Source organism: Nocardia veterana NBRC 100344 (assembly GCF_000308855.1).
In the GTDB taxonomy this organism is placed as follows: domain Bacteria; phylum Actinomycetota; class Actinomycetes; order Mycobacteriales; family Mycobacteriaceae; genus Nocardia; species Nocardia veterana.
Genome location: NZ_BAGM01000026.1, coordinates 22,572 through 29,107, shown reverse-complemented (window position 1 = coordinate 29,107; position 6,536 = coordinate 22,572). Strand labels below are relative to the sequence as shown.

At 67.9% G+C, this 6,536-nt stretch carries 6 protein-coding genes; 4 read left to right on the top strand and 2 right to left on the bottom strand.

Translation table 11 applies throughout. The annotated features are described in order from the left end of the window. The first annotated feature begins 6 nt into the window (after nucleotides 1–6). From ON37_RS04605 to ON37_RS04595, 3 genes are all read left to right on the top strand, one after another. On the top strand, nucleotides 7–300 hold the full coding sequence (locus ON37_RS04605) for a WhiB family transcriptional regulator (RefSeq protein ID WP_030513510.1): 294 nt from the start codon (nucleotides 7–9) through the stop codon (nucleotides 298–300). 421 nt (nucleotides 301–721) lie between these two features. Next, nucleotides 722–1,297: a sigma-70 family RNA polymerase sigma factor gene (locus ON37_RS04600; RefSeq protein WP_040717022.1), complete on the top strand. Its 576-nt coding sequence runs from the start codon at nucleotides 722–724 to the stop codon at nucleotides 1,295–1,297. Between the two features lies 1 nt (nucleotide 1,298). Beyond that, nucleotides 1,299–1,604, top strand: a complete 306-nt coding sequence (locus ON37_RS04595) for an RskA family anti-sigma factor (protein ID WP_051031203.1) — start codon at nucleotides 1,299–1,301, stop codon at nucleotides 1,602–1,604. Between the two features lie 510 nt (nucleotides 1,605–2,114). Here the strand turns inward: ON37_RS04595 and groL are convergent. Further along, nucleotides 2,115–3,722: a chaperonin GroEL gene (gene groL / locus ON37_RS04590; RefSeq protein ID WP_040717008.1), complete on the bottom strand. Its 1,608-nt coding sequence runs from the start codon at nucleotides 3,720–3,722 to the stop codon at nucleotides 2,115–2,117. Between the two features lie 154 nt (nucleotides 3,723–3,876). Further along, nucleotides 3,877–4,179, bottom strand: a complete 303-nt coding sequence (gene groES, locus ON37_RS04585; protein WP_030513506.1) for a co-chaperone GroES — start codon at nucleotides 4,177–4,179, stop codon at nucleotides 3,877–3,879. A 775-nt stretch (nucleotides 4,180–4,954) separates the two neighbouring features. On the opposite strand from groES, the gene ON37_RS04580 reads away from it, so the two are divergent. Continuing rightward, the gene (locus tag ON37_RS04580; protein WP_051031204.1) at nucleotides 4,955–6,535 is read left to right on the top strand and encodes a DUF7159 family protein; all 1,581 of its coding nucleotides are present in this window, start codon (nucleotides 4,955–4,957) and stop codon (nucleotides 6,533–6,535) included. Nucleotide 6,536: the final 1 nt, after the last annotated feature.

Sequence of the window (6,536 nt, the reverse complement as noted above, 5' to 3'; positions counted from 1 at the left end):
TTCACCATGCCCATGCCCACCCACCTCCCCGGTCCCAACGCCGACATCTGGGATTGGCAGATGCGCGGTTCCTGCCGCGGTGTGGACTCCTCCGTGTTCTTCCATCCGGACGGCGAACGCGGCCGCGCCCGGACCCAGCGGGAGTTGCGCGCCAAGGAGATCTGCCGGACCTGCCCGGTGCTGATGCAGTGCCGCAGCCACGCCCTGAAGGTCAGCGAGCCGTACGGCATCTGGGGCGGCATGTCCGAGACCGAGCGCGAGCTGCACGCCCGGCGCAATCGCCGCCGGATGGCGGTCTGAGCGGCGCCCGCGAAATTCGGGCACGCATCGCCAATCCGAACCCGCCGGGGCGCCGAATACCTAGCAAACACCGGGCCACTGAACGTGGCCGGCGAGACCGATACAGGCGCAGGTTGTCGGCCACCGCCGATCTGCCTGCCGCATAGTGGCCAGCAGCCGCACCCAATGCCTCAGCGTTTCGTGAACTTGTCGGCGTGTCACGGCGTGTCTCCATAGACCCCTCGGCGTGTCGTGTTGTGCGCGAAATCCGCTGGGCCACAGGTGCCTTGCTCGACGCACCCCACCCGAAAGGAGGTCATAGCGGCGCGCTACGGTAGTGATCGATGACTCAGAATGGAGCGTTGTGACAACGCGGCCGCCGGCCGCAGAGGGCGACTCGTTCCAAGGATCCATCGGGGACGGTCGGGTGGCCACACCGAGTGTGGACTCTGCGATCACGGCACGCGCAGCCGAAAGTATCGAACTAGCCGCGCTTCTCGAACGCTGCGGCAAGTCCGATCAGCAAGCATTCGCCGAGCTCTACGACCGCACCTGCGCCCGGGTGTTCGGACTGGTGCTTCGTGTCCTCCACGATTCCGGTTATGCGGAGGAGACGACCCAGGAGGTCTACCTCCAGATCTGGCGCACCGCGGCCAATTTCGACCCAGCCAAGGGTTCGGCCGTGACCTGGTTGATGACGCTCGCCCATCGGCGAGCCGTCGACCGGGTCCGCGCAGAGCAGGCTCATGCCCAGCGTGAGGTCACCTACGGCGCCAGCACCCTGGGCAACGAATTCGACGAGGTCACCGAGGAAGTCGGTCGCCGGCTCGACCAACAGGCCGTACGCGAAAGCCTTGCCACCCTGACCGATACCCAGCGCGAGGCCATCTCGCTGGCGTATTTCGGCGGCCGGACCTATGCCGAGGTGGCGGACTACCTCGGTGTCGGACTACCGACCGTCAAGTCCCGTATCCGGGACGGATTGACACGACTGAAGAAGAGTTTGGGAGTGACGTGAGATGAACGAGAGCCAGATCGATCTCGCGCATACGGTCGCGCTCGGATCGATCGGCGACGAGGACCAGCGCGCGGTGCAGGAGCTGTTGGACTCCGGCGATCCGGTACTGCGCGCGGACTTCGACACGGAAGTGCAACTGACCAGAGAAGCTCTTACCCTGTTTGCCTCGGCGTCGGCCGTCCAGCCCCCCGCCACCCTGCGTACTCGGCTGCTGGCCGCGATCGCCGACGATCGCGCCCCCGCCGCCCCCGCCCGCCATCCCCGTCCCCTCCCCCACGACGAAGCCGACCCGACCGCGATCGGCTGAGCTTCGCCCCCGCGGCCCCGAGCCACTCGCACGGGGACCGCGGACGATTCCTACGAAATGAACGGCCCGCCACCCGGAGTGGACGGGCCGTTCGCCGTTCTCGGCCACTGCCGCCGACCGTCCGCAGCGAGCCGCCGACGAGTCACACCGGACAAGGCGCAGCGCGACGGCCGGAGCGCTCGACGATCCACCGCACTCGACAAGACAGGGGCCTCGACAAGCCACAGCATTGCGCCGGCCACGGTCCCTCGACCACCCGTGCGGGCGTCCGGACGGACCCACCGCCTCCGCTCCTCGAACGAACAAACGGCCCGCCGATGTTTCGAACGAAACATCAACGGGCCGTTCACATCGCCAACCGCGAACCCACTCGACCGCGACGGCTGCGGCTCGTCGATCGCTGCCCGTTGCACACGGGACGCAGGAGCGAGCAACAGGTGCCGATCGACGAGCCCCAGGGCCGCAACACCGCCGAAGCGAAGCGGAGGCCGAAATACCGAGTCGGACGACTCAGTGCGCGTGACCGTGGTGGTCGTCGCCCTCGTCCTCGGCCGGCTTGTCGACCACGGCGCTCTCGGTGGTCAGCACCATGCGCGCCACGGAGGTGGCGTTGAGGACGGCGGAGCGGGTGACCTTGACCGGGTCCACGACACCGTCGGTGATCAGGTCGCCATAGGTGAGGGTGGCGGCGTTGAATCCGTCCTTACCCTCGCTGACCTTGCTCACCACGACGGCACCATCGATGCCGGCGTTGGTGGCGATCCAGTACAGCGGCGCCTGCAGCGCCTGCCGCACCACCTCGACACCGACGGCCTGATCGCCGCTCAGCGAGTCACGCAGTTCGACCAGCTTGGTGGCCGCCTGCACCAGCGCGGTACCGCCGCCGGAGACGATGCCCTCCTCGACCGCGGCCTTGGCGGCGCTGACGGCGTCCTCGACGCGGTACTTGCGCTCCTTGAGCGCGGTTTCGGTGGCCGCACCGACCTTGATCACCGCGACGCCGCCGGACAGCTTGGCCAGCCGCTCCTCGAGCTTCTCGCGGTCCCAGTCGGAGTCGGTGGTTTCGATCTCGCCGCGCAGCTGGGCCACCCGCGCATCGATGGCTTCCTGGGTGCCGGCGCCGTCGACGATGGTGGTGTCGTCCTTGGTGACCACCACGCGGCGGGCGTGGCCCAGCAGGTCCAGCCCGGCCTCACGCAGGCTGATGCCCAGCTCGGGGTTGATCACGGTGCCACCGGTGACGACGGCCAGGTCGTCGAGGAAGGCCTTGCGGCGGTCGCCGAAGAACGGCGCCTTGACTGCGACGACCTTGAGGGTCTTGCGAATCGCGTTGACCACCAGGGTGGACAGCGCCTCGCCCTCGACGTCCTCGGCGACGATCAGTACCGGCTTACCGGATTCGGCGATCTTCTCGAGCAGCGGCAGGAAGTCCGGCAGCGAGCTGATCTTCTCGCGGTGCAGCAGCACGTGCGCGTCCTCGAGGACGGCTTCCTGCTTGTCGTGGTCGGTGACGAAGTAGCCCGACAGGTAGCCCTTGTCGAACTGGACGCCCTCGGTGACCTCGAGTTCGGTGTGCAGGGTGGAGGATTCCTCCACGGTGACCACGCCGTCCTTGCCGACGGTGGTCAGCGCCTTGCCGACCATTTCGCCGATCTCCTCGTCGCGGGAGGAGACGGTGGCGACCTGCGCGATGGCCTTCTCGCCGGAGACCGGCTTCGCGGCCGCCAGCAGCGCCTCGGACACGACGTCGGCGGCCTTGCTCATACCGGTGCCGAGACCGATCGGGTTGGCGCCCGCGGCGAGGTTCTTCAGGCCGCCCTTGATCAGGGCCTGGGCCAGCACGGTGGCGGTGGTGGTGCCGTCGCCGGCGACGTCGTTGGTCTTGGTGGCGACGCTCTTGACCAGCTGCGCGCCGAGGTTCTCGAACGGATCCTCGAGGTCGATGTCACGCGCGATGGTGACACCGTCGTTGGTGACGGTCGGGCCGCCGAACGCCTTGGCCAGCACCACGTGCCGGCCGCGCGGGCCGAGGGTGACCTTGACGGCGTCGGCCAGCTTGTCGACGCCGCGTTCCATTGCCCGACGAGCCTTCTCGTCGAACTCGATCTGCTTTGCCATGGTTGGAATGTCCTTGGGGTGGGGTGTGGATGGACGTGCCTGCGACGACCCGCGGCCGCACGGCCCCGGACGACCACTGCCCCGACGCCCACGTGTGGGGCACCGGGGCAGTGGTCGTTACGGTGCGACGACCGCGTGGGTCATCGGTGAATCGTCACTTGTCGACGACGGCCAGCAGGTCGCGCGCCGACAGGATCAGGTACTCCTCGCCGTTGTACTTGATCTCGGTGCCGCCGTACTTGCTGTAGATGACGACGTCGCCTTCCTTGACATCCAGCGGAATGCGCTTCTCGCCGTCCTCATCCCACCGACCGGGTCCGACGGCGACGACGGTGCCCTCCTGGGGCTTCTCCTTCGCCGTGTCGGGGATGACCAGGCCGGAGGCGGTCGTCGTCTCGGCCTCGTTGGCCTGGACGAGGATCTTGTCCTCGAGCGGCTTGATGTTCACGCTCGCCACGTTGAGCCCTCCACTTTCAGGGGATTCGTCTCGTCCGGGGCCGTTCCCCGGACTCACGGTTTCGGTCACTGTGTCAGTTGCGGCGTTCGTTCGGCCCTGCGTGGTAACGCGAGCTGCCTCCTTCGGACCCAACCACTACCGCCGTGCCGACCCTGTGCATGGCCCCGTCGTCGCGGGTGCCGGGACACCTGCCCAGAAGTCGAGTTGGCACCGAGCACAACCAGTGCCGACTAGCACTCTATACATGAGAGTGCCAGCGCTCAAGGGTGGGCAGTGCTGATTACCGGGAATCGAGCGACACGCCCGAAGGCGTGGCAATTGATCCGAAAAATCTGTAACGTTCGGATAACGGACTGTGACAGTATGTAAGACGGTTCCGTGATCGGTCATGCCATGGATGTGCTGTCAGGACTGGGGATGTGTTGCCAGGACTGATTCCGTGTCAGGGCCGCATCGGCCGTAACCGTCACGCGATCCGCCGAGAACAGCACCGACAACCACGCTTCACCCACTCGCGTGAATACCCTCGCGCACACCTGAGACGAGAACAAGACCGCACGTGATCGACGGCCGGTCCCGACCCGAACTACGGATCGCAACCCGATGGGACCGACTGCCCGAGGGAACCGGAACCCGACCGGGTTCACACCCCGAGGCACCGAGCCCCGATCCGCGCGCGGAGCATGCGCCGCACAGCGGATGCCCGTGATGTCCGTTCGAGATGGTCGGCACCACCATGACCGTCCGCTCGACCAGCTCGAGAAGGGAGGTGAACATGCGAACGTCCCTCGGTATCTCCGCCGGAAACGAGGTCGTCTGCTCGGCCGTCGTGGCCACCGCCCCCAACGGCGCCCAGAGTTTCGACTACCGCGTCGTATCGGCCGATGTGGCACATTCGGACCCCGGTGATCTGGTGGCCTCGTCGATCGAGCTGATGACGACCCAGATGCCCCGCGACTATCTCCATCGTGTCGGCGCGCACACGCCCGGCGCCGCGGCACCCCGGACCCAGCCCGTACCCGACGGTGCGATCGCGGTCGCCTACCGAGATCGTGAACAGGCCATGGCGATTCGTGCCGCGATCGGACGGCAGCGCCGGGATGTGCAGCTCATTCCGGAGAGCACCGCGGCCCTCACCTATCTGCGGCATACCGGTCTGCTCGATCGGTACGAGACGGTCGCCGTCATCGATCTCGGCGCCTCCGGAACCACTGTCACCGTCGCCGATCCGGCCGACGACACGGTGTTGCGTTCCGAGCGCACCGACGCCATCAGCGGCGCGGCGGTCGACGAGCTGATCTACCACCATCTGCTCGACTGCCACTTCGCGCGACGCGGGACCCGCCCCAATCGCACCATGCTGATCAACCGCAGCCGGGCGGCCAAGGAACATCTGTCGATCGCTCCGGCCGTGACGATCGACCATGTCGCCGGAAAGCCGCTGAAGCTGACCCGCGCCGATTTCGGCGAACTGGTCGCCGGCCTGGTGGGCGAGCTGGCGGCCTATGCGCGCGCCGTCTTCGCGCGGGCGCCGAAGTTGCCCGAGGCGGTCGCCGTGATCGGCGGCGGGGCCAATATCGTCTCGGTGGTCGACGGCTTGGATGCCCTGCTCGACATTCCCGTGCTCTCGGTTCCGGAACCCGAGTCGGTGACTGCGAAAGGTGCGGCGCTGGTGGCGGATTCGGCGCAACCGTCCGCCTTCGCGCCGATCGCGCTCGGCAGCGACGGCTCGGCGAGCACCTTCACCAAGCTCGTCGGCACCCTGGCGGGCGCGGTTGTCGTGGTCGGCCTGGTCGTCGGCTACGGCGTCAAGGAACTGGTGCCGGCGGCCCACCAGGACGTGACTCCCGCGGGTACGACCGATACCGCCCAGCTCACCATTCCGTCCGCCCCCACACCGCTCCCGGCCGGGACGCCCACGAACGGCACCGGCCAGGGCCGGGAGCGCACCCCAGCCGGAACCACGGCGGGGACGACGCAGCCCGAGACTTCCGCTCCGGGCAATAGTTCGCCGGGCAGCAGTTCGCTGCCGCCCACCACCGAGCAGCCGCCCTCGGTCACCCCGACGACGAGCGCTCCGGTGCTGCGCCCCGACCCGAACCTGCCGCAGATTCCGCTACCGAATCTTCCGCATCTGCTCGGCCCGCTGTGGGGCCCGACCACACCGGAATCGGTTACCCCCCAGCCGAATACCCCCGGCGCCCCGACACCGGGTGCCGCACCCACCAGGCCGACGACTCCGGGGCATTCCCGGATTCCGGTACCCCCGCATTCGAGTTCGGGTTCGGCCGACTCCGAACCCGCCCAGCCCGCGGAATCGCCGCATCCGACCACGACGGTGCAACCCGAGGACTGAG

Coding starts and splice junctions, on each gene's coding strand:
- ON37_RS04605 (WP_030513510.1), top strand. CDS start 7: ATGCCCATGCCCACCCACCTCCCCGGTCCCAACGCCGACATCTGGGAT.
- ON37_RS04595 (WP_051031203.1), top strand. CDS start 1,299: ATGAACGAGAGCCAGATCGATCTCGCGCATACGGTCGCGCTCGGATCG.
- groL (WP_040717008.1), bottom strand. CDS start 3,722: ATGGCAAAGCAGATCGAGTTCGACGAGAAGGCTCGTCGGGCAATGGAA.
- ON37_RS04580 (WP_051031204.1), top strand. CDS start 4,955: ATGCGAACGTCCCTCGGTATCTCCGCCGGAAACGAGGTCGTCTGCTCG.